Origin of the sequence: Pseudomonas sp. 2FG, from assembly GCF_005502935.1 — a bacterium.
GTDB lineage: Bacteria > Pseudomonadota > Gammaproteobacteria > Pseudomonadales > Pseudomonadaceae > Aquipseudomonas.
In genome coordinates, this window is sequence record NZ_SCMP01000006.1 from 143234 (window position 1) to 166345 (window position 23112).

Below are 23112 nucleotides of genomic sequence, written 5' to 3' on the forward strand. Positions count from 1 at the left end.
CTCCATTATCCAATTTTGGCGAAAGATCGTGAACAGTTTCTTAAAACGACGACTCCGGAGAGAGATGCTTTAGCAGAAGCTCAAGCTTTTGCAGGAGTTCGTCGAAGGTGATTACCTCGACGTCCTTTTGGGCGCACCTAAAAGTTTCGAAAGAGCGCAGCAGCCTTGGCTCAGTGGGGAGTTTACCTGCGATAACCACGCAGCGGGTGTTGTCTGGCCTAGTGCCGGCGAGCACCTCGTCTTCGCGATGTATTCCCCACGTCGTCTGCAGCGAGTGGCGCTGGTACAACACCTGACTTACTGCACCGCTTAACTCTGAGTCCGGGGCATGAACACCGCCGCCGCGGCGGTACTCAGTCTTCTGCACCAGAGAAGTGCTTGGCTTCTTGATCTCGACTATTACCAGAACCTGGCCGGCGCCCCGAAACAAGTAATCGCCTATTTGGGCCCCCGCACCTTTGATCCCACTGGGCTGAGCATGAAACTGGCTGCACACGAGGTGTACTGGCCCACAGAACAGCATGGTTAGGATAAAGATATTCTGGTCGAAAAATTGCTGCCAAGCCCTCTCGGTAAGGTTCTTGCCAAGCATATCGCTGAACTTATCGATCATTTGCTGAAGGGAGACCCGCTCGATCTCGGCATGCAGCTCCATCAAGGCATGAGGCTGCTCGGTGGCCAGAGCCGGAAGATCCTGACGAACTTGCACAACTGTGCGCCGCCTGGCTTCAACTGCGGCAGCCACAGCGCACCGTGGAGTCATGAGATTGAGAGGCGTAAGGTTCACCAGCTCATCCGACCTGGCAATGGCCGAATACAGTTCTGGATCGTGTGTTTCGGGGATTTCATCAGTAACGATGTGCTGCTTGGTGTTTAAGAGGTGGTCGCGACCGTGCGTCGTAGCGCGTGCACGATACAGACGCGCACCTTGCAGTAAAGGCGCCAACTGGGCTGCGAGGGCTCGGTCGCGCACCTGCCACGTCAACGGCGTCGACTGCGTGAACAGCCCTTTTATTTGCCCAGCAATCAACGAACGTTCGACGTCGGCTGCTCGCGCCTGCGGCAGACCGGCACGAGTGCAGATGGTGCGCAGATCCAAGGGAACATCAAGGGAGCCTTGCCCGGCTGCTTCGCACAGCGAGGCGCTTACTTCGCAGTGAGGAGCGAGCACATCAAAGGTGCTCAGCAGTTCACCTTTCATTGGCTTCATTGACCACCTCAAGGAAACCGCGGATGCGCTGCCCCTTGTGAGTTGAATCTTCGCGGGGCGGCGGACCGCCTTTCAATACGGCACGAGACAGTAGCTGATTCTGAGCGAGACAGGAGGTCTCGGGAATCATGATGCAGTCTGGACAGGCTCCGCCAGCCGTGTCGCAAAGTCGACCCGAGTTGCAGCGGTGTGTTGAGGCCTCAAGCAAACGCGAAAGGAATCGATTGTTCTCGTTGCGCCAGAGCGACGATAGGTTACCCAGATCCATGGTCGTGCCGTTTCGATACACCACGAATGCCAGATCCAGTGGAAAGATGTACTCACCCATAGAGCCTAGATCCAGGCCCGACAGCTCAGCCACGTTTTTCATGAGTGTATGTGCATAGGTGTGCAGCAACGTGTAAACGTAGCGGTAGGTCGACGCATCCCCTTCTTTCAGGAGGGAGAAGTAGCGCCCGAACGGCTGCGCGACCTCCAGTAGCCTACCGCCCAACTTGACGGAACTGCTATCGTCCCAGTTCGGCAGGTCAAGTACTCCGACGGCCTGAAGCCACTTGTAGACAGCGCTGGGGTCGAGTCGAACATAAAGCGCCTCGTTAGCCTGCGTCATGACGTAGATAGGCCGCTTGCCGCTGCGCAACGGCTCGAACAGCCTCAAACGAACAGGCATGTCCTGGTTACGCTTGTTCAGAGTCGGGGTCGCGGAAACACGCGTATATCCGTGGGTGAAACGACACAGGTCAAATTCGCGAACGAGCCCTAAATCGGCGATACCGAGTTTGGCCATCAGACGCTGGGTTTCGACCTCCTGAGCAGCCTTGGCGCTCGCATCCTTCGGCGCAAGATCGTTGTCCAGATGGTTGAAGCGCACGAACTTGGCGCGGCCACCATCAGGCGGGGCCGAGAGTTTGCCCCTGTTAAATGCTTCGTGCTCGGTTGCAAGAACGAAGGGGTCGAAACGGCTAGTGTACTCACTGCGTTGCGCAAGTTGCGCACTGACTGTCGGCGGGAGGTCGACACACGATCGCACGAGAGGTGGCTCGCTGGTGGTCCATCTCGTCACGAGCTTCTTTAGCTCGTTTTCCATCATCATTTGACTTGCAGTATCTTCCATCCCGCCGGCTAGGTCGCGCATCCGCGAGAAGCTCTCGTACGATTCCCACTCGCTGACCTTTCCTGCTGCAAGTAAAGCCGACTTCATTTCGTCGGGTGTGAGCTCTAGGCCACCGAACCGAAACTGCCTTCCGATAAATGCTGCGAGCTCTGCCTCTCGTTGCGGCTCAAGCATCGTGATGAGCTGATGCTCAGATTCTGGGAACAGCACAAACTGCTCCGACTGCGCATAATACGCGGATGACGCACGATACGAGATAGGCTCCATGCGGCGTTCACCCACGCGGGCACTGGACTGATCCCTGAAGATCTCCGTCGTGAACTTGTCATTTTGGCGCCACTCGTTCGATCCCCTGTGCCCGCATGTAGGGTTGGCGCAGTAGAAGTGCCACTGACCGATGCGCGGCGAGTCGGTGTTGAGCTTGAAATCGTGCCCGCCGCATACCTTGCACTCTTCGCCATAGAGCCTTCGGGTGTTGTTGCGGTCATCCCACTCCCACCGGCCGGGAGTAACAGGCATCCACTCACCGGACCAGTGCACGAAAATAACGTCGACCTGCCGCCACTGGCACGATCCTTTTGTATCAGCAGCCGTGCAGCGGGCTTTTCGCAGCTTGTCCATGTTCTTAGCCAGCTCATGGGCTGACTCGAATCGCCTGAAAAGACTGCACTTGTTGCAAACGAAAGTCAGCGGCGAAGGTGCATACCCCATTCGCAACGGGCTCAAAAACGCCAAGCGGTCTATGCCCAACGGAACCACAGAGGCCTCCTGAAGAAGGGACTCGTCCAGGCACTGATGAGGGGCTATTTGACGCTCGCTAGTGCCCACCGCATACGCTCGAGCGAACCAACTCTGCCAGATTTCCTGCAGCCTCAGGATGACTTGCGACTTTGTTGCCGGTTGAATGGGGGCGTCGTCCACCACTGCTGAGAGATCTGGGATAGAGATGCACGCCCCCAGACCGCCTTCGAAGGTGAAGAAGGCTCCAGGGGCATAGGCAGCTCCCAATTGGCCTCTTGAGCGCGCCATCGTCGGCGCATTGAGCGTCTTGCCTTCATCGTCGTTCGCCAGGAAGCTTCTGCGTGCTGCCATCTCAGTCACCTGTCTGCGCGTTGTCCACGCTATCGTTGTTAGCCACACCGTGTCGAACGAGATCCATCACCAGTTGAACTTCGCCATGCGACTGGTTATTGCCTGCCATGTCACGAGTCGATGCCTGTATTACTCCGCCTTGATCGACGTCGCGCAGCGATGTCATCGGCTTGAGTATCAAATCCGTCTGGGCTTTGAAGTACCCGTCCATGGTGCCACTGCCCCAGACCGGGCTGCTCCAGGTGTTCACAATAAGGTTGCGAGTCTTCTGGTCGATGCGTGCGCGGTAGTGCTCTTCTCCCTCGGGCGAGAATGCCCCACGCAACCCCACGGCGAGCTCGACGAATTTGTCGATTTCGTCGATGAAGGCGTCGCCTCGAGACTTGAACTCCTTGCGGACATTGGGAATAACACTGAAGTCTGGCATCTTGCTTTTCTCGTCCTCTGGCAGCCGAATTAGCTCGCAGCTGGGAACCACGCCTAGCAGGTATGCCTGGAGCAGGCTCGGGAACACCCGCTCTACGGCGCGCTCCGCCCAGCGGTCTATAGCTGCCGGCTGAACCATACGCTCCAGAAAGCGATGAAAAATGTCGAACACGTGAACGATATGCCGGTCACGACGACGTTGAGGCGTTGGCACTAGGACGACGAAACCGATATGTGTACGCCCGACGCGCGAAGAAGCTTGGATGTACTCGGCAATATCTGAAGGCATACCGGCGAAGAACATGGAATTGAACTCGTCGACATCAACGCCGTGCGAGATCGCCGAAGTTGCGATTACCGAACGCAACTGCTCTCGCAACGGTGGTATAGGCTGTCCAGGAGCAACACGGCTCTGCGCAGTATCCACAACGCCTTGGATTTCGCCTTGCTCCACCGAGCCGGTTATAAGCCGGGTGTCCAGCCCCCCTAGGTCGATGCCTTCATTGAGATGCCGCTTGCGGGTTTCCTCCGCCTCTGCCGCCATGATCTGGTCGCCGCCCTTCTTGTTGGTGACGTAGGTCAGCGCAATGCGGTGAAGATCGATAAGTGTGACCAGCGACGAAGCGCTTGCCGAGGATAGAGCCTGCCTGTGTAGCGCCTCAAGCGCCCCCGGAGAAACATGATCCATAAGCATTTGGCGCGCCGACTGAAACGACTTGTCAACGTCGCTTACCAGGTTGTCAAACAGACGTGTGATGATCAGGTGAAAGCCTGATAGCACCGCTACGCTGGTCGACGTGTGCGGCTTACCATTGGTCATGAAGGCCGTGTACACACGGGCCTGCCGGCTTGCCACTTCGATGTCAGGATGAGCCTGGCGCTGTTCTTCTTGGGCCAGCGCAGGCGTCGCATAAAAGGACTCATAAAGGGACGGGCCGGGCTCCGGAAATTGGGTTGCTGGAGTCGAGCGCTGATACAGGTGCTCCAACTGCCTCTCGGGCTCGGATACCGTAGCAGAGGCGGCGATAACCTTGGCCCTACGCCTTTGGCCTTGTTTGTCTACTGCTACCAACTCGCTGAGCGGCTTGGCCAGGTACTCAAAGACCGCATCCAGCGTGGACTCGAACAGGCCGGCAAAAGTACCCAGCGACTCGTCGAGCAGATGTGCCTCATCCTGGATGATGAGGCTCGGGAAAGGATCGTGAAAGATGCGTCTGCCGGAAGCGTAGGCCGGGTAGACTCCAACCATGCCCTTGGCTGCAGGACCCGCGGCCAACTCCCGGCTCTCAGTTGGTACATGCAACCGCCCATTGGCCGGATTGACCCACGGCGCAGCACCGAACATTGCATATATGCGTCGGATAGTCCGACTCGAGTGGCCGATAAGGGCCAGTTTGTCGACCGTGCCCAAGAGGACGGACGGTGCCAAATCGTAGATGTCGTCATCAACGATGTAGAACGGCAATGGCCTCCACTGCCCCTCGTTGGAATCGCAACGAATGTCAGTGCATACGTGGCCCAGCGTCTGGTCTCCGTGGTCGACGAATAGCCGCAAAGCAGTTTCGCTGCTGCAGAACGGGCACTTGGGAAGTTTGCGCCATGCACGCATGGCCGCCGAGTACTTGGCGTCGTTCTCGCGAAGGGCTTCCTCGTCAGCCAAGACGGGCGGCGCTGACGACACAGTCGGGATGCTCCTGACACCCTTGTCACTGTGGCGGTTCGGGGAGCCGCCGCTGCCGACCCAAAAGCCGATGGACAGCGAGTCGCCGCCATATCCTTTATCACGGCGGACTCGCTCTCCGTGCGCCAACACGCGCGCACACCGCTGGGCTTGCTGAATCGTCAGCAACCGCAGTGGGTAGCGAATCAGGGCGGTCACACCGCGGTGTTTTCCCCTCAGCCGGTCGAGCATGAGATTAAACACCAGGAGGCCGAAGAACGCCTCAGACTTTCCACCGCCGGTGGCAAAATACAATAGCGTGACAGCGTCATCTCTACACTCGTCGTAGAAGTGCGAGAACTCTGGGATACGCGAAGCTAGTGCGGGGATGTTGGCGATGATGAAGGCCAGCTGAAACAGACGCCACTCGTTGTCATCGCCCCCAAAACGGGCCTTCATGAAGTTAGCCATCGTCTCGTTCATGGCGAGCCATGCCTCATAGACAATGGCCTTTGGGTCGGCCTGTGGGCCACGTTCACGCCAGGCTGAGCGTGACTCGTCCAAGCATTCCAAGCCCGCAGCTACTGCCTTCATCTCGGAGGCCCATTTCTGCAGATCCAGCCGGAAACACTCCTCTTCGCGAGCGATGCCGGCCGCATCGGAGGGTGCTAGTCCTTCAGCGGGGTTCACCTGTGCCGGAAGGCCGTCGAGCCACTCCTGCATGGCTGACACCAGCGGTGCTAAATCGTCCAGCCCATCGGGTTGCGCGAGCGAGCGCACTCGACGCTGAACCCCATTAGCGCTCGTAGGAACGATACGAGGCTGCGTGTAACGGGGCGTCCACGTTGTCTCGAGTACCCGAATTGCAGGGTCGGAGTGCACTTGCACGACGCCACAGTTGTGGCCCATAGCCGGATAGGCCAAGTACTTGTTGTAGCGGTAGGACGGGTCGATGCGCTCCAACTTCAGCGGGTGATGAAGCGAAGTTGGAAGCTGTACCCGAAGAGACACGAGGAAGACAGACTCTTCAGTCTCATCGACATGCTGGCCCGGCATGTCGCTGATATTCTCAAGCGCAAGGAACAAGCTACGCTTGGAGGGGTCGACCCAGTCGTTGTGAAGCTCTAGATCCCAGCCCAGCTGAATCTGCGGCAAAGCGACGCGCAGCTGAGACTTGCGCACCATATCGAGAAAATCGGCCCACTTGGTGTATTGGCTGGCGGGAATGGTCAGCTGGTGTCGATATCCCCAAGCCTTGCCACCCGTGTCTGGTTCGTCGCTTTGAGCCCAGTCCTGCAGCCGCTTAGCCACCGTCTCATTCATCCGGACGACGTGGTCTGCGATGTCGAGCTGAAGAGCTTCGTTGGACTTCGAGGTGTCAAGCTCCAGCGGAGGGAGCTCCACATCCAGTCGCATCCACTTGTGCGGTACAGTTAATGGCTCGAAATGCTCGTCCTTGATAGGCGGCGCTTCCCCTGCATTGACGGGAACTCCTTCTCTCGTACTTTCGCCAGAAGCGTCAGCGTCGCCTAGCGGTACATCTTCGGTTTCGGCCGCATCCTGCGGGAAATCTGAGGTCAGTAGTTGCCTTGGGATACTCTTGGCTGCATAGACCTCATCAACGACCTTGGAGCGAATCGCCGCCCAACCGGGATGCTTCCACTTCGAGGCGTACTCTCCTTTGACTTTCTCCCATGCTTCATCCAATCGACGGTTGCGTTCGACTTTAATCTCGTCAACCACTGACTGGCGCAGCATGAAGACGGGCCGGCAGTTCGGTCTCCTCAGGTCTTCCTCGCGGGGCAATACTCGGACGTACATGCACAGCCTTGGGAATACAGTCATCACCGAGCCCAAGCCGGCGTTAAGCTGCATCTGCAATCCGTGCGACGAGACCCAGATGGGAGACGTCACCTCGTCGTCTCCGGACGTGCTGTGCTGAGGCAACAAGAAACCGGAACTCAAAAGTGCCCTTGGTCGGGCACCGAAAAGGTACTGACCCGTGGGCCCTTGCCCACTGATTTGTGCGTAAGTCAGGTTCAGGAGGCTATCGACAACCGCCTCTTTAAGGGTGGAGGGAATCTCAACAGGGTCGATACGATTAGTGGGCTGACTCATTGTTGCGATTCCTTGAGGGGGCCGACATACTCGACTATGGCGACGTTCTCACGCGCCTTCTCGAACAGCTGAGACAGCGTTTGCCGCTTGATGCTTGAATTGGCCATGGCGGACTCAGGCTGCAAGAGCATGTATGCATAAATATCAGAGACATGGCGACCATCCATTCGGCGCGAGTTACGCACCGCCATGATCACGCGCTGCCACTGGTAGGCGGCCTCCAGCGCAGAGAACCCAAGTACCTGTGCAAACGACTTGAAAGCCTCCTCACGCAATGGTGCTTGCGGACGAAGCTGCTCGAACGGTGTATCTGGCGAGTGTCCGAGGTCAATCCAGTGACGCATCGCCTGAAGACTTGGCAGCTTACTTTCCAGGTGCGGGTCGAGCGCAAGCATCTCCTCGCGAATCGCTCGTACCTTGTCAGAAAGTGTTGCCTGCATGAACCGCTGCGCAAGGCGCTTTTGCACCTGTTCGTGATAGCTGCGTAGGGCCGACTCGAACGTTTTGTCTGATTGGATCGGTACGCCTGCGTCACGCAGCACCTGCTCTACCATCTCGCGTAGCTCGGCCGACATGATAAACACCTTATCTCCGGCCTCCAGTGAGCAAACCTGACACGTCCTGAATCCTGCATCTGACGCATGCTGCGAAGCAGGGTCGTAAACATACATCTCCGATGTGTCATGGCGGAACTGGGGGGCTCCGGTGTCGAACTGAATAAACCAACAGCCTTGCTCGACCTCATGGCCGGACGGCGTGCCATCCGATGACAACTCAACACGGAAAGTGGGCAGCACGTAATCGCCGGTGGAAAGGACTGAGGCGTCCTCCGGCAAGTCCTTCAGCTGTCGCAGGATGGACTCCATCCTGGGCTTGTAGGACTTGAATTCCGGCATGTGCTCGACAATGGGTTTGAGCGTGGCACGTAGGAACTGACCAGCTCGCTGGGTCAGCAGAAGCACCGAGTGCGCGGGGACACGACTGTCCGTTAACAACAGGCGTAGGCAGTCCTCGTTGAGCCCGGCAAACACAAGTGTGGAACCTAACAGTCCATCAAGGTGCTCTTCGAGATTTGTAGCGGACAGCAGGTGCACGCGCCCTTGGAAGGAGCCGTAAGTCGCACCTTCCGGATACTGGTCATACAGAACAAGGAAGCGCTCGGCCAGGCGCAGGTACAGGGTGCTGGTAAACACGATGGCCACGCTACGCTTCTTGCTCGTTGCAATGCTCGCGACGAGCCCGGCTAGCTTGTGGGCAAAAGGCGTAGCCTCGTAATAGTTGCCGAATAGCTGCGAGCCGCGCTCGAGACAATCCATAAGAGCGGGGCGCTCTCCTCCCACACCGACGCTTTGCTCGAACTCATGAACGGCCCCCATATGCCCGGGCCAGTCGAATGCAGCCCGTGTTCGGCCCGATACATCGAGCCCAGCCAGATACTCCGACATGTGCCGAACGCCGCAGGGGAGCGCTGCCAAGCGAGAGAGAAACGAGGCTGCTTCAACGAGCGGTCGAGCGGCTTCCTTACCCCCAAGGGCAGCGTTGGCGATACGCACGAGCTTATTCGCAGCTTTGGCCGCATCCGCATCTACGATGTGGACGTCGAACTCGCGCGGGTCCGGGTGTTGTGCCTCCTGAGCGCCCGCTGCAAGTAGCCCCGCACCACCTACAGTGCTCGGTATACCCAAAATTTTGAACTCGTGAGGCGTGTGCCATCGACTAGCAGAGTCACGCTTCTGGTTCTGTTCCCAAAGTTCTTCCTTGAGCCTGTAAGCGGTGTGTGGCTCGTCTGTGACAATGATGACCCCTGGGGGGGCGTCGCAAAAAACGTCCTCCAACATTAAACAGAAACGCGCCAGTCGCCTCTTCCAGCCTGGAGCTTCAAGGCGCACAGCTCGGGTGGCTTGCACGAGCACCACCTCTGGGGAACCGAGCTTAGCTAATGCCTTGAGAGCCTGGCGAAGTTCGCTCTCTTGCATCCTCCCATCCAGCGCGAAGAGAGCGTCCGGCGCAGTACGAGGATCGCCAATAATGGCGCTGTTCATCTGCAAAGCCTCCTTGGCTTTCCCTCGCCTAGAGAGCTTCGCTCGAATGAGCGCAAGAAGCTGAGAGTCGCAGGGCTTCCACCCAGTGAAATCAGGCGTAGCAAGGTAGTGAGGCAGTAGCTCTCCAATCGTTGGATTGAACCGCTCTCCCAGGATTTGAGGAAGGCCGTGATCGTTCAGCCAGAAGTAAAACGGATCCTTGCCAGGCATCGGCCGGATGACGCGTGCGTTGACGTCAACCTCTACCAGATCCTTAACAATGCGAAGGATGCTGGCCCGGTCAAAATGGATGTGGTTGAGACTATGGAAGGCATTGGTTTTGACGGGAAAAAGCAGACCGCGAACACCTTGCTTGTCGCCTTGGTGCCAGCGGCTCAACGTGGCAAGCGCGTGTACGAGGGGCAACGTTTTGAGCGATGCTGGCCAGACCATTGCTATATGGCGCGAGCGATGCTGGGCCGCGTGCAGATACAGGTCGGCCAACGCCACCAACGCTCTTGAGGGTTCGCTAGGCTGCGTATTGTCGTCCTGGAACAGCGCAATAAGTGCCTCATCGGTACGAGATACGATAGGACGGGGAGGCACCGTTTCACATGGGGCGGGCGGAGGACGACGCACGCGGGATGGCGGCGCAGGCTTTGCCTGTGCGGTAGGTTTACGGGGAGTGAGCAGCTTCGCCAGCTCTTCGCGCCTTCGCTTCTCGGCTTCCCACAGATCGTTGAGCTTCTTCCTTGATGCCATATGTCTTCTTGGGTAGACAGTTTCCAGAGTATTGGGAGGATAAGCTAAGTACCTACTCCCCGACCAACGCCTTATGTGCTGCACTGGCCATATCGTAGCCCTGCTCGAGGTAGCTCCTTAGCCGGTCCGGATCAGGAAGCCGCAGCTGACTGAGTTCGAAAACCGATACATTGGTCGCCCCCGAGATACATCGGAAGTAGCGGTCCACCGTAGGCGTTCCGAGTAACTGCGCCAGCTTCTCAGGTGCGAGCGCAGGATTAGGTATCACCTGCTCGAGGATGACCGTATGGTTCTCGCCAACGAATCCGCCGTAGGTATCGATAAGTTGAGTCGGAACTGCTGCGGCAACCAGCCGTCGCGGTTGGTCATTGGAGGTCACGCGCTGCAGCAAGACGCTGGGTCTGCGTACGATCGAGCGATGATCCTTCGCTCCCATGTTCACGAAGCACCGCTCCTTGTTAGCCTTGGGCGCACCGGAGAATCGCAGGGTGCCGTCCGGCGCAATGTCGCTGGACCAGAGCAGCGGGACGGCCGCGCCGCCACGAGCACGCGCGGCGCTTTTCGCCGACGCGTACGTCGTGCGCGTATCGCGGTTCCAGACGAAGGCACCGATACGCGTCGTATATCCGTAGTCCGCGAGACTCGCTTGTGACTTGGCAGTGCTCCTTAGCAGCGCGACGTCGCTTTCGGTGCGAGGGATGGGCCACGCGGCCCCCGAGCTGGGGAGGACACACCGCCCTACGTCGACGTAATTACCGTCTCGTGAGACAACCGAAACCTCTGCCTCGATCGTCGGTGCGTGCCCGGCTTCTTCACGGCGTGCTAGGGTCAGCGCCGTCTCCTGCTCGACATCAATGAACACACCTAGACGGTCGCTCACCATGCCGATGCTAAGCACCGTGGTCTGTGTCATCAAGAACGTGCGCAGCTTCGAGAAGTTTTGACCAGACAAGAAACTCGTCGGGGTCACCACTGCACAGACGCCTCCGGGGGCCAAGAGCTTGACGCACAAGGCAATAAAGAGTGCGTACAGGTTCGGCTGCGCCTCAATGACGTGAGTGAACTCGTCGAAGTACTCCTTTACTTCCGCCGCAGGCATCTTCCTATACGGGGGGTTACAGAGCACCACATCAAGGGTTCCCAACAGGTACTTTGCCTGCAGGAGAGAGTCACCATGGTATATCTGGAACTTCGGACGTTTACACGTTGCGATAACCTCATCATGCAACGCCATTAGCAGGAAGTGCTTCGACAGTTCGCATAGCGCAGCATCCTTGTCAAACCCCAGCAGGTGCTTTTGCACGTGTTCGAGTATCTGCGCCGCGCTTGCTCCCTGGTGAAGAAGCCCATCGCGCATACGCATCGCAATAGGCGCTAAGAACGCAGCACCGCCGCAAGCGGGATCGCAGAAGTTTCGAGTGGCAAAGTCCACGCCGCTTGTTGACAAGTCGTCGAGCAGGCGTCTTGTCAGAGAGGGTGGCGTAAAGAACATCGCCAGCCGCTTGCGATGCTCTTCTCCTAAAAGTTGGGCGTATGCCGAGGAGAACCAGTAGGTAGACTCGAGCAGGTCTTGGCCCTTCACGAAGTCTACAAACGCGCACACCGCTGGCTCGTCCTTCAACGCCGCTAACACGGGCAGGCCGGATCCCGGCAGACCGGGGAAGGAATATTCGCACCACTTCGCCAGTGCACTGCCGATGATCAAATCAGGCCCGAGCTGCGCCTCCTGCATGACTATTCGCAGGCTACGGACAAGGCGGTTAAAGCGGGTCTTATGTGGTAGAGCCATTGGCGGGCACGAGTCAGGTCAGCGAGTAAATTTCCGGAATGTCCGGTATTGGTCCCCATGCAGGGCTACTTTATATCCGAGAAAGCTAGGTCCGCTCTGTGAGCCGTAGCCAGTAGACTCCCCATCGTCAAACATTCGATTTGCCAAATCAATGTTACCTGAGATGTAAGCTCGAAGGAGCACCGCTCTAGGGTAAATTGAAATATCACCGCTAGCGGCCGCTCTTGATCGAAAGCGTACCAACCGTGGTTATTTACTATGAGGCCAGCGGATATGGACGCATGAGGATGACTGTTATGGAGTACTAGCAGCAGAGTGTTCAGACTTTTTCGGTTTTAAGTATCAACTCAAACCAGCAGATCGTATTAAATCTTCCGGCCCCTACACCTGTAGGGGCTGCACTAACTTGAACACCCTTCTGGTCAAGGTTGATACCTTGGGCCGGAAAAGTCTGAACACCCTGCTGGTGAAATTGATACAGCAGGCGCCAGTCTGACTCGAAGAGTGGTGGCTGGTCGAAGGCGTAGGAAATTAAAGGACGTTTTGAGAGCGGGGCCGGGAATCGAGTGCTACGGCCGCAGCAGTAACACTCTGTCCCGCGAGGATCAGTTAGTACGCCCGAAAAAGCTAGGCACACTGAATCTGATACCTAGCGCTAGGGGCTAGTATTAATAAATACGCTCATCAAAGCCAGGGGTAGACATCATGACAAGAATGCAGAGCATATCTAGGGCAACTTCGTCTGACTGCTTTAAAGCCTTTTCTGGATTCATCGGAACTAGCTTGTTTGTCTTGGAATCAAGCTTTTTTGAATAGTATGGAGGAAGTGGTGACCATCGCTCTGTATGGTGCTGTCTGCCATTTTCGATGATTTCGAGCTTCCATATCGCGCCATCGAATCCAATGCGATCTACCTCGGTAGGTCTCTCAAAGAAGTTCGAGGCAGACTTCATCTTCAATATATTCTTTACTTGATTTTTTGGTAAGGAAATTTCTTTGGCAAGAATTATCTCGCTACCATCTTTCAGTTTTTTTGTTGTAGTGATTGTAGTGTCTTTTTTAGCGGTATGTTTTATATGAGAAGATATCGTTTCTCCATTGGCTCTACTCATAGTTAAGACTAGGATGAATTCAGGCTCTGCTACAGGTACTTGATTTGCTTGTACAGCAGTTATTTGGAACAATGCGCCTGCTAGACTCAGAATAATTACTGATAGGGCTTGGCGCGCTGGATTGAATATTCTTTTCATGATTATTGGCTCACAGGCGGGCGTGGAGAGTAAGTCCAGTTAGTTTTTGGATCATATACTTGAACCTTCCCGTCATGGCCGACCTTTGATACGGGAACTTTTAGTTTCTCAGATATTAACTTGTCTTGGGAGCTTATATTTGTATTGCCTGGGTGGTTATGCCCATGCTCCAGCGGGGGCTTGCCTGGGAGTGGCTCTTGCGGGGTAACGAGGCTTGGTTCCTCATCTGTAGATAGGTCCGTATATGCATATTTGGTGCAGCCATTAGCCTCCATTTTGTAAATGTAGGCGGTATATTCGTTACCGGTTTCAATGCCTTTTAATCGGATATCCTCAAGCATTTCGAATCGCGCTAGCGCAAATGTGTCATATGGCGTGTGAGGTGTGAGGCCCAAGAAGTCCGCGTAATTGATCGGATTGCCTAGAACATACCCAAACGTATTAAGCCCGCCCCCTAGCCCAACTGGGTCACTTTCGACATAGCGCCCGGTCTGCGGGTCGTAATCGCGGAAGTAGTTGTAGTGCAGCCCGCTCTCCTGGTCGTAGTACTGGCCGGGGAAGCGCAGGTTGATCACGATGAGGTTGTTGGTGGCTGCGCCGGCGCCAAAGGCGTCGCTGTTCCAGTACCACAGCAGCTGCTGGTCCGGGTCGGTGGCCAAGCGCGGGGTGTTGAGGTGGTCGCTGTGCAAGTAGTACTGGCGGGTGTAGAGAACAGTCACACCATCGGTGGCGTATTTCAGCTCATAGCTGGCTAGGGGCATACCCTCCAGCCAGATCCAGTATGTCGCCCGGTATTTCTTGCCGTTGGGGTTGTACTGCACTTCGCCGAGCAGTTGGCCATCGGCACCGTACAGGTAGGTGGTGGCTAAGGCGACGCGGCCGCTACTGTACCGCTGCTTCAGGGTGCGTTGGCCGAGAGCGTTGTAGCGGTAGTCGGCGGACAGCGTGGTAGTGGTGGTGGGGATGAACGCCTGCTTCAGGCGGCCTTGCTCGTCGTAGGTATAGCGCCGGCTCAGGGCATGTTGCAGGGCGTTGCCGGAAGCATCCATCTGCACCGTGGTGCTGACATTCTTGAGCAGGCGATTGCTGTTGGTAGCTATGACCAGGGGCTGGGCGGTTGCAGCCCCTTCAACGCCGTCGGTGAGGCGGTAGGTGCGGCGCTGTTTACGGTTACCGGTGGCGTCATAGCTGTAGGTCTTGCGCTCGTTGGCGGCCTTTTCTTCGGTGAGGCGGTCGAGGGCGTCGTACTGGTAATCCAGGGTGCCGAACAGACTATGGGCGTGCCGGGTGATATTGCCGTTGGCATCGTGCTGGTAGCCACTCTGCCAGACACCGACCTGTTGCTGGGTGAGCTGGTAATCCTGGTCGTAGCTGCGGCTGAGGCTGATGCCGTTGCCCCAGGTCAGGCTGTTCAGCGGGCCGAACGGCAGGTAGCTGATCTGGCTGGCGATTGGGGTCGGTGCATTGCTGCCCACGGTCAGGCCGACCTGCTCGACTTGGCCGGCGGCGTTGCGCGAGTACTCGACACTGAAGCCGTCCGGGTAGGTGATGCGGGTCAGTTGGTTGGCGCCGTCGTAGGCGTATTGCAGGCGGTCGTACCGGTCGCTGCCCAGCACCTCCACCGAGCGGATCTGCTCGATCAGATTGCCGCGCCCGTCATACGTGTAGCCGAGCACACCGCTGGCATCCTGCACGGCGGTCAGGCGGCCTATACCGCGGTTGCCCTCGGCAGTCATGTCGTGGTGGTACTGCACGTTCAGCGCCGGGTTGGCCGGGTAGCGGCGGGCGATCAGGCGGTTCAGCGCGTCGTAGGCATACTCGGTGATCACGCCACGCGCGTCGGTCTTGCTGATGACGTTACCGGCGGCATCGTGGCTGAAGGTGGTGGTGCCGCTGTCCGGGCTGATCAGTTGAGTCAGGTTGCCGAGGCCGTCGTAGACATAGCGGGTGGTGACGCCGCGCGGGTCGCTGACCTGGGTCAGGTGGTCCTGCGCGTCATAGGCCAGGGCGGTGACCCCATTGAGCGGATCGGAGCTGGCGACCAGACGGTCGAGGGCATCGTAGGCGCGGACGTGACTGTTCTGCTTGGGGTTGGTACGGACGGTGGGGTTGTCGTTGAGGTCGTACTGGACGCGACTGGTCTGCCCGGCGGCGCCGACCGAACGGAGCAAGCGGCCCAGTTCGTCATAGGCCCACTGCTGCTGTTGGGTGAGGTTGTTGGAGGCGTCCTTGATCCGTTGGGCGGTGCGGTTGCCCATGGCGTCCAGATCGTATTCGACGGTCTCGCCGAGGTTGTTGGCAATGCGGGTCAGGCGCCGCGCATCGTCCCAGCTGTAGGCCAGCCAGCTGCCGTCACCGCGGGTGACCTTGGTGATCTGGCCCACGGCATCGTGCTCGAAACTGGTGGTGCTGCCGGCCGTGCTGACCGAGGCCAGCCAGCCCTGCGGGGCATAGGTGAGGCTGGTGCTGACGTTGTTGGCGTCGGTGATGCTCTGTGGATGGCCGTCGGCGTCGTAGTTCGACAGCTGGGTGAGATGGCCGAGGGCGTTGGTGACGCTGGTCAGATGCCCCTGCCCGTCATAGGCGTAGCGGGTGATGTCCGCCACATCGGTGCGCGGGCCGTCGGCCGTTTCGATCAGGCCCTGGCTGGTGTAGCTGTAGCTCCAGCTGCGCTCGGCGGCTTGGGTGGAGGGCCAGCTCAACGCGCTGGCCAGGGCGAGCGCGAGCAGGCTCGCGCGGTGCAGAGTCTTGTTCATGTTTCAGGTCCTTCTGAAATCAGCGATCGGTCTGGGTCTGGCTGAGTTGCCGGCCTTGGGCGTCGTAGCTGTAGGTGGTGATCCGCCCCGGCTCGGTGACAGTCACCGGCAGGAACAGCGTCGGGTGCCAGGCGGTGCTGATGGTGCGGGCCTGCGGCGTGCCAACGGCTTCGGTGCGGCCGATCTCCAGGCCACGCTCGTTGTAGTCGTAAGTGGTGACGAAGCCCTTGTTATCGGTCTTGGTCTTGAGCAGGCCGCGCGCGTCGTAGGTGAAGCTCGAGTTGCTGTTGGGGCAATTGGCCGAAGGCTCGCCTTCAATGGCAGTGACGCGCTTGATGCCACCAATCGCGGTGAAGCGGTAGACGGTGGTTTTGCCCAACTCGTTGGTCACCGTACTGGAGCCGTCGGCGTTGTAGGCCACCGTCCCGTGCTCCACGCCGCCGGCGTGCTCGCTGCTGATGGCCCGACCCTTATCGTCATACGACCAGGTGGCGTAACGCACGCCGCGTTCGTCGGTGATGCCGGTGAGCAGGTTGGGGTTTCGCGGGTCTTCGTAATGGAACTGACGCTGCTCGGTTTGGCCGCCGCGGGTGCGGGTGAGTTGGGTCAGGCGTTGGTTGGCGTTGTAGCTGTAAGTGATTTGCAGCGAGGGGGTACTGAGGCTCAGTGGTTGGTGCTGGGCATCTTCGGTAAAACTCAGGCTGTGGCCGAGGTTATCGGTCACCGTGACCTTGCCGCTGACATAGGTCAGTTGCTGTGTAGCCCCGGCGGTGTTCGCCCAACGGGTCAAGCGGCCGGTGGCATCGAAGCTGAAGCGCTCGTTGTTCTCGGCGGCATACAGCCAACCATCGGCCGTCTTAACCAAATTCCCCAACTCGGTCGGCGCCGCCGTTACCGTCGAGCCGTTTACGGTAAAGAAGGATTCGCGGCCGTGGGCCATGACTAGCGCAAGGTTAGTCCCGGCAAAGCGCAGATAGGTCGAATGGTTATGCCGCCAGAGGCCGTCGAGGCTGTTATAGGTGCGGGTGAAACTGAGGGTGGATATGCCGCTGCTTGGGTAATCGGTTTCAGTTTGGAACTTGTTACCAATCGCGATATTGATGGGGTTAAATGCGCAACTCATAGGGGGCGGCGGGCCTTTTTGCTCGTCGTTGGCGCATTCGCCAGTTGCGGAGTTATATTTAGAGTTGGCAGGACATGAATCACCATAACGATGAACATTGGATATCTTAGCTGTAAAGGTGGTATTACCCGGATATTTAACAACGCATACAACTGCTGATTCATTCAAAAAAATCATACTTTGAAGAGTGGCACCAATACCACCCCACGCAATGCCTGCTAAATAAGTACAAGCGGCAGAGGCGGAGCTAAAACTACCCGTGCCAACATACCTCCAATGATAATCAACAGCACCAGCGCTTTCGAATGCAAATAAAAAATGAATAATAACTAGACGTTTAAAAACGACAGGAGAACAAAGCCGCAAGAGCCACTGAAAAATAATAAGGAACAGACCACGATTAGCGATCCGTTGCGCTTCGGAGAATCCATTGAGCGCAAACAAACTCAGGAGGTGCAAAGTTTTGTTCATCTTCAATTCCCTTTGAAAGCAGTGATGGATAATCGCTCGGGCCAAGCCGTCGGCGTAGCTAGGCGCAGTGGTCGCGGATAATACGGTTCTGCTTGGGCACTGTCACCGCAAGAAGCGCTGCGTGCTCTCAGGTTCAGGCAGAAGGCGTGAGAGCTTTTTATCGGGTGATCGCCGGGCTGGCCTCAAGGCGAGGGGCTATTGGGCGGCCGGGAGTCTGGCCTTCGATTGCAGAAAGCCTGAGGTGATTGGCCCTATCGGCCAGCGCAGCTGTCGCGGCCAAGGCCCCTCCCAGCAAAGCGGCACTGGGTTCTTGCTGCGGGATTGGTGACGTTCTCGGGTTCGGTTTCGCGGATAAATCCGCTCCTACAAAAACGCGTAGGGTGGGTTAGCCGCGTAGCGGCGTAACCCACCTGCTTGAGGAATTTCCAGCGGCCTACAAGGCTTTAAAACGCTGGGTATCGCTACGCTCCACCCATCCTCAGTGGCTGCGGCTGGCAGCGCAGCCTACCGGCGATGACCGCTCTTCCGTTCAGCCTTTAGCCTTTAGCCTTCAACGGCTTCTCGGTTTTTGGTGCGATCAATCGCACAGCCTAGGCTTTCTCCTCGATCAGCCAATCCATCCGCCAGCCGCCCTGGGTCTGCGCCAGTTTCTCGGCCAACCAGGGCATGAGCTGCTTGAGCTCTTCTTCCAGCCCCCAGGGCGGGCTGGCGATGACCAGACCCGAGCCGTTCAGACCAAACTCGGCGCTGTCGACGGGATGCACGTACAACTCGACGCGCAGCAACTTGGGTGCGCCACTCTTGGCCAGGTCGTTATAGAAGCGCTTGAGCTGGCGCTGATCCTTGATCGGGTACCAGATCGCCGCCACCGTCTGGCGCATGCGACTGATCGCTTCCTTCAGCGCGTGCGCGCAGCGCTGCAACTCATCGGCCTGTTCGAAAGGCGGGTCGATCAGCAGCAACGCACGCTTCTCGGCCACCGGCAGCAACGCCCGTGGAATGTGCCAGCCTTCGCCCAGGTGCACCGCGACGCGGCGGTCGTGCTTCATATTGTCCTTGAGCAGGCGACCATCTTCCGGGTGCTTCTCGTTCAGGTGCAGACGGTCCTGCGGGCGCGTCAGCTGGCGCGCCAGCTCGGGCGAGCCCGGGTAGTAACGCAGGCCGCCGCCGGGGTTGAGCTCACGCAGCACGCGCAGGTAATCGGCGGCCAGCGCCGGCACATCGGCGGCTTCCCACACGCGGCTGATCCCCTCCAGCCACTCGCCGGTACGGCTGGCCTGGTCACCCTTGAGATCGTACAGGCCGATGCCCGCGTGACTGTCTAGGTAGGCGAACGGCTGTTCTTTACGGCCCATCAGGGCGATCAGACGGGACAGCAGCAAGTGCTTGAACACATCGGCATGATTGCCGGCGTGGAAGGCGTGGCGGTAGTTCATGGAAGGCTCCTCGCGAGGCGGCGAATTCTACCAAGGCCCTGGCCCGCTCGCCTGTGGGTTTTGCGCCTTTATCACTCCGATGGATGTTGCTAGGCGCGGTTCATTCACCGACCTAGACTCCAGCGATCCCATTGGAGGTGCGCCCATGTCCGAGACCCTGCTCAGTTCCCGCAACCTGGCCTTCGAGCTGTACGAAGTACTGGACGCCGAAGCCCTGACCCAGCGCGAACGCTTCGCCGAGCACAACCGCGAAACCTTCGACGCCGCCCTCGGCACGGCACGCAGCATCGCGGAAAAGTTCTTCGCCCCGCACAATCGCAAGGGCGACGAGCACGAGCCGGAGTATGTCGACGGCGCCGCCGTGCTGATCCCGGAAGTCAAACCGGCGGTCGACGCCTTCCTCGAAGCCGGCTTCCTGAATGCCACGCGCAGCTTCGAGCAAGGCGGGATGCAGCTGCCGACCCTGCTGTCGCAGGCCTGCTTCGCGCATTTCCAGGCGGCCAACGTCGGCAGCTCGGCCTACCCCTTCCTGACCATGGGTGCGGCCAACCTGATCGAGACCTTCGGCAACGAGGAGCAGAAGCAGCGCTTCCTGCAGCCGATGATCGAGGGTCGCTTCTTCGGCACCATGGGCCTGACCGAACCGCACGCCGGCTCCTCCCTGGCGGATCTCCGCACCCGCGCCGAACCCGCTGAAGACGGTACTTACCGCATCAAGGGCAATAAGATCTTCATCTCCGGCGGCGATCACCCCTTGAGCGAGAACATCGTGCACATGGTGCTGGCCAAGCTGCCGGATGCACCGCCCGGGGTGAAAGGCATCTCGCTGTTTATCGTGCCTAAGTTCCTGGTCGACGCCGATGGCTCGCTGGGCCCGCGCAACGACGTGCTCCTCGCCGGCCTGTTCCACAAGATGGGTTACCGCGGCACCACCTCCACCGCGCTGAACTTTGGTGATAACGCTGGGGGCGATAACCCCGGCTGCGTCGGCTATCTGGTGGGCAAGCCCCATCACGGCCTGGCCTACATGTTCCAGATGATGAACGAGGCGCGCATCGGCGTCGGCATGGGCGCGGTGATGCTCGGCTATGCCGGCTACCTGTATTCGCTGGACTACGCCCGCGAGCGCCCGCAAGGCCGGCTGCCGGACAGCAAAGACCCGACCACGGCGCCGGTCAGCATAGTCCAGCACGCCGATGTGAAACGCATGCTGCTGACCCAGAAGGCCTATGTCGAAGGCGCCTTCGACCTGGCACTGTATGCCGCGCGCCTGGTCGACGACACCCAGACCCTGGAAACCGCGGAGGCCCGTCAGCAGGCTCACGAGCTGCTCGATCTGCTCACCCCGGTCGTCAAGTCCTGGCCCTCGGAGTTCTGCCTGAAGGCCAACGAACTGGCGATCCAGATCCTCGGCGGCCACGGCTACACCCGTGAATACCCGGTGGAGCAGTACTACCGCGACAACCGCCTGAACCCGATCCACGAAGGCACCCATGGCATTCAGTCGCTCGACCTGCTCGGTCGTAAGCTCGCGCAGCACGGCGGGGCCGGGCTCAAGCAGCTCACCGCCCTGATTCAGGGCACGTGCCAGCGCGCCGGCCAGTACGCTTCGCTGAATGCGCTGCGTGCACCGCTGGAAAAGCTCCTCGCGCAGCTGTCCAGCGTCACCCTGGCGCTGCTCGGCGACCTGGCCCAAGGCCAGGTCAGCCAAGGCCTGGCCAACTCGGCGCTGTACCTCAAGGCCTTCGGCCATGCGGTGATTGGCTGGCGCTGGCTGGAACAGGCGATCCGCGCCGAAGAGGGGCTGGCCAAGGGCAACGCCGCCGACCTCGACTTCTATAAGGGCAAGCTGCAGGCCGCGCGCTACTTCCTGACCTGGGAAGTACCGAGCTGCCACCACGAGTTGGCGATCCTGGAAAACCGCGACGACTGCTGCCTGACGATGCAGGACGCCTGGTTCTAGATCGCCCATAACCCTCGCAACCAATGCCCCGCCCTGTGCGGGGCGTTTTTTTGACAGGCCGCTCGAGGCACGGGTTAGAATCGCCTGGCATGGGTACTGCATACGCCGCACCTATTCCGTCTTTCTGTTACCACCTGGAGCCCGCCCGTGGATGCAAGCGCCGTCAACAGCCTGTTTCTGATCGGTGCGCTGCTGGTGGCCGCGAGCATTCTGGTCAGCGCGTTCGGCTCGCGCTTCGGCATCCCGATCCTGGTGATTTTCCTCGCGGTCGGCATGCTCGCCGGCAGCGACGGCTTCGGCGGCATAGTCTTCACCGATTACTCCACCGCTTACCTGGTCGGTAACTTGGCGCTCGCGGTGATCCTCCTCGACGGCGGCCTGCGCACCCGCGTGTCGAGCTTTCGCGTGGCACTCTGGCCGGCCTTGTCCCTGGCCACCGTCGGTGTGCTGGTCACCGCCGGCCTGACCGGCGTCGCCGCCGCCTGGCTGTTCGACCTGAGCTGGCTGGAAGGCCTGCTGATCGGTGCCATAGTCGGCTCCACCGACGCCGCCGCGGTATTTTCCCTGCTCGGCGGGCGCGGGCTGAACGAGCGGGTCAGCGCCACCCTGGAGATCGAGTCCGGCAGCAACGACCCGATGGCGGTGTTCCTCACCGTGACCCTGATCGAGATGCTCGCCAGCGGCCAGAGCGGCTTCAGCTTCAGTTTCATCGGCCATCTCTTCAGCGAATTCGGCATCGGCGCCGTGCTCGGCCTCGGTGGCGGCTGGCTGCTGCTCAATTTGGTCAACCGCATTCATCTGGCTAACGGCCTCTACCCCTTGCTGGTGGTCAGTGGCGGCCTGCTGATCTTCGCCCTGACCAACGCCATCGGTGGCAGTGGCTTCCTCGCCGTCTACCTGTGCGGCCTGCTCTTGGGCAACCGGCCGATCCGCAGCCATCACGGCATCCTGCATATGCTCGACGGCCTGACCTGGCTCAGCCAGATCGGCATGTTCCTGGTGCTCGGCCTGTTGCTCACCCCCCACGAACTGATGCCCATCGCCCTGCCGGCACTGGGTCTGGCGCTGTGGATGATTCTGTTCGCCCGCCCGCTGTCGGTGCTCCTCGGCCTGTTGCCGTTCCGCGCCTTCCATGACCGCGAGAAGGTCTTCATCGCCTGGGTCGGCCTGCGCGGCGCGGTGCCGATCATTCTCGCGGTGTTCCCGTTGATGGCCGGGCTGCCGAATGCCCAACTGTTCTTCAACGTCGCCTTCTTCATCGTCTTGGTCTCGCTGGTGTTGCAGGGCACCAGCCTGCCCTGGGTGGCCAAATGGCTGCGGGTGACTGTGCCACCGGACCCGGCCCCCATCTCCCGCGCCGGCCTGGAGATCCACCCGACCAGCCAGTGGGAGCTGTTCGTCTACCGCCTCGGTGCGGAGAAATGGTGCATCGGCGCCGCCCTGCGCGAGCTGAGGATGCCCGAGGGCACGCGCATCGCCGCGCTGTTCCGCAGCCGGGAGCTGCTGCACCCCTCCGGCAGCACCACCCTGGAGGCCGGTGACATCCTCTGTGTGGTCGGCCACGAACATGACCTGCCGGCGCTCGGCAAGCTGTTCAGCCAGGCGCCGGAGCGCGGTATGGACCTGCGCTTCTTCGGCGACTTCGTCCTCGAAGGCGACGCCGAACTGGGCGCGGTGGCCGCACTCTATGGCCTGAAGCTCGAGGCTAGCGACGGCAACCTGTCGCTCGGCCGCTTTATCGCCAATGAGATCGGCGGCGAACCGGTGGTCGGCGATCAGGTCGAGTGGAACGCCCTGACCTGGACGGTCGCCGTGATGGAGGGGAACAAGATCCGCAAGGTCGGCGTCAAATTCCCCGAAGGCGGCCCCCCCGGGCCAGGCCTGTTCCTCTAAACTCCAGCACCTCACGAGCCGCGCGATC

General features: G+C 59.3%; 11 protein-coding genes. 2 read left to right on the forward strand and 9 right to left on the reverse strand.

Annotation, left to right across the window (positions count from 1 at the left end; all coding sequences use genetic code 11):
- Nucleotides 1–40: 40 nt before the first annotated feature.
- The 9 genes from FFS13_RS08425 to FFS13_RS08465 form a co-directional block, all read right to left on the reverse strand.
- Complete coding sequence (locus FFS13_RS08425; protein WP_171006450.1) at nt 41–1201, reverse strand: Shedu immune nuclease family protein; 1161 nt, start codon at nt 1199–1201, stop codon at nt 41–43.
- A complete protein-coding gene (locus FFS13_RS08430; RefSeq protein WP_137818652.1) occupies nt 1191–3416 on the reverse strand; it encodes a hypothetical protein in 2226 nt (741 codons plus the stop codon). The genes FFS13_RS08425 and FFS13_RS08430 overlap by 11 nt, the downstream gene beginning before the upstream one ends.
- Before the next feature lies 1 nt (nt 3417).
- Complete coding sequence (locus FFS13_RS08435; protein WP_137818653.1) at nt 3418–7620, reverse strand: DEAD/DEAH box helicase family protein; 4203 nt, start codon at nt 7618–7620, stop codon at nt 3418–3420.
- A complete protein-coding gene (locus FFS13_RS08440) occupies nt 7617–10403 on the reverse strand; it encodes a hypothetical protein (RefSeq protein ID WP_137818654.1) in 2787 nt (928 codons plus the stop codon). The genes FFS13_RS08435 and FFS13_RS08440 overlap by 4 nt, the downstream gene beginning before the upstream one ends.
- Before the next feature lie 52 nt (nt 10404–10455).
- Nucleotides 10456–12135 carry a class I SAM-dependent DNA methyltransferase gene (locus tag FFS13_RS08445; protein ID WP_218568607.1) on the reverse strand — a complete coding sequence of 560 codons (1680 nt, stop codon included), beginning with the start codon at nt 12133–12135 and terminating at the stop codon, nt 10456–10458.
- A gap of 725 nt (nt 12136–12860) precedes the next feature.
- A complete protein-coding gene (locus FFS13_RS08450; protein ID WP_137818656.1) occupies nt 12861–13442 on the reverse strand; it encodes a hypothetical protein in 582 nt (193 codons plus the stop codon).
- A 2-nt stretch (nt 13443–13444) separates the two neighbouring features.
- Nucleotides 13445–16198, reverse strand: a complete 2754-nt coding sequence (locus FFS13_RS08455; protein ID WP_137818657.1) for an RHS repeat-associated core domain-containing protein — start codon at nt 16196–16198, stop codon at nt 13445–13447.
- Between the two features lie 19 nt (nt 16199–16217).
- A complete protein-coding gene (locus tag FFS13_RS08460) occupies nt 16218–17321 on the reverse strand; it encodes a DUF6531 domain-containing protein (RefSeq protein WP_256657856.1) in 1104 nt (367 codons plus the stop codon).
- Nucleotides 17322–18382: 1061 nt separating this feature from the next.
- The gene (locus tag FFS13_RS08465; RefSeq protein WP_137818658.1) at nt 18383–19228 is read right to left on the reverse strand and encodes a 23S rRNA (adenine(2030)-N(6))-methyltransferase RlmJ; all 846 of its coding nucleotides are present in this window, start codon (nt 19226–19228) and stop codon (nt 18383–18385) included.
- Nucleotides 19229–19373: 145 nt separating this feature from the next.
- Between FFS13_RS08465 and FFS13_RS08470 the strand changes: the two genes are divergently transcribed.
- Nucleotides 19374–21191, forward strand: a complete 1818-nt coding sequence (locus tag FFS13_RS08470) for an acyl-CoA dehydrogenase (RefSeq protein WP_137818659.1) — start codon at nt 19374–19376, stop codon at nt 21189–21191.
- A 147-nt stretch (nt 21192–21338) separates the two neighbouring features.
- Nucleotides 21339–23084, forward strand: coding sequence for a potassium/proton antiporter (locus FFS13_RS08475; RefSeq protein WP_137818660.1), 1746 nt, complete (start codon nt 21339–21341; stop codon nt 23082–23084).
- Nucleotides 23085–23112 lie beyond the last annotated feature (28 nt).

Excerpts from the sequence above, each read along its gene's own strand:
- FFS13_RS08425 (WP_171006450.1), bottom strand. The coding sequence starts at position 1,201 with ATGAAAGGTGAACTGCTGAGCACCTTTGATGTGCTCGCTCCTCACTGC.
- FFS13_RS08430 (WP_137818652.1), bottom strand. The coding sequence starts at position 3,416 with ATGGCAGCACGCAGAAGCTTCCTGGCGAACGACGATGAAGGCAAGACG.
- FFS13_RS08435 (WP_137818653.1), bottom strand. The coding sequence starts at position 7,620 with ATGAGTCAGCCCACTAATCGTATCGACCCTGTTGAGATTCCCTCCACC.
- FFS13_RS08440 (WP_137818654.1), bottom strand. The coding sequence starts at position 10,403 with ATGGCATCAAGGAAGAAGCTCAACGATCTGTGGGAAGCCGAGAAGCGA.
- FFS13_RS08445 (WP_218568607.1), bottom strand. The coding sequence starts at position 12,135 with ATGCAGGAGGCGCAGCTCGGGCCTGATTTGATCATCGGCAGTGCACTG.
- FFS13_RS08450 (WP_137818656.1), bottom strand. The coding sequence starts at position 13,442 with ATGAAAAGAATATTCAATCCAGCGCGCCAAGCCCTATCAGTAATTATT.
- FFS13_RS08455 (WP_137818657.1), bottom strand. The coding sequence starts at position 16,198 with ATGAACAAGACTCTGCACCGCGCGAGCCTGCTCGCGCTCGCCCTGGCC.
- FFS13_RS08460 (WP_256657856.1), bottom strand. The coding sequence starts at position 17,321 with ATGAGTTGCGCATTTAACCCCATCAATATCGCGATTGGTAACAAGTTC.
- FFS13_RS08465 (WP_137818658.1), bottom strand. The coding sequence starts at position 19,228 with ATGAACTACCGCCACGCCTTCCACGCCGGCAATCATGCCGATGTGTTC.
- FFS13_RS08470 (WP_137818659.1), top strand. The coding sequence starts at position 19,374 with ATGTCCGAGACCCTGCTCAGTTCCCGCAACCTGGCCTTCGAGCTGTAC.